Raw genomic sequence first — 965 nt, 5'->3', positions numbered from 1 at the left:
TCCATTGGACCATTATCTATACATTTACCAATTCTTGACATGCTTTGTGTCATTTCTGCAAAATCAATTTTGCTTTTAAAGACACTATTAGTGTACGAGAAACCTCTGTCACTATGGAATATTGGCTTTGCATCGGGGTTGTTTTTTACAGCTCTATCAAACATTTTAAATACTAGCTGACTAGTGTTTCTTTATGGTAATTCATTCTCTATTATACTGTTATCGAATAAATCTAATATTGGACTTAGATACAGTTTTCTTGTGTCATTTGGTATTTTAAATTCTGTTACATCGGTAAGCCATTTTTGATTAGGCATATCAGAACTAAAATCTCTCGCTAAGATATTTTCCTTCACATAATCAGGTTTTACTCTTTTACGATTAACTTTTTTTCGTCTAATTCTTGCTGTTATTCCGAGATAATTCATGAGCCTATGAATGTATCCTTCTGAATAAGAAGTTTGGTTTAAACGATTTATAAACATGGTCATTCTACGGTAACCAAGTATACCATCATACATTGCATGATATTCAAGTATTAAAGCACATAGGACTTCATCTTGCTTTTCCTTTTCAGGTTGAGTTCGATTTTTATATTTGTAGTATGAACTTCTTGAAATCTTTAAAACTTTGCAAAGCATTTCTATCGAATATTCTTTTTCTTGATAAAAATCAACAGTAAGATATTCCGCTTCTTGTCTTACTTTCGTGAGCGAAGCTTCTTTTCCAATTCTTCTTTTTTTTTAAGGATTTCAACTGTTAATTCCGCATGCTCTCGAAGTTTTCTTTCTTTCTCTAATTCTAACTTAAGTTTCTCTATTTCACTTAAAGAGTTTTCATCAACTATAGATTTGGTTTTTGGTCCACGTTTTTTATGCTCTAGCCCTTTAACACTATCCTTCTTGTATTTTTGTACCCATTGATAAACAAGAGCGTATTTAATCTGATATTTATCAGCAGCACCT

At 31.4% G+C, this 965-nt stretch carries 2 protein-coding genes; both read right to left on the bottom strand.

What is annotated here, in order from left to right:
• Positions 1–191: 191 nt before the first annotated feature.
• Positions 192–641, bottom strand: coding sequence for an IS3 family transposase (locus AYC61_RS20375; protein ID WP_066507678.1), 450 nt, complete (start codon positions 639–641; stop codon positions 192–194).
• Positions 642–700: 59 nt separating this feature from the next.
• Positions 701–965: helix-turn-helix domain-containing protein (locus tag AYC61_RS21630; RefSeq protein ID WP_162265495.1), on the bottom strand; the 265-nt coding region annotated here is incomplete at its 5' end.

Source organism: Abyssisolibacter fermentans, from assembly GCF_001559865.1.
GTDB classification, from domain to species: domain Bacteria; phylum Bacillota; class Clostridia; order Tissierellales; family MCWD3; genus Abyssisolibacter; species Abyssisolibacter fermentans.
This window is presented reverse-complemented; position numbering and strand designations above follow the sequence as displayed.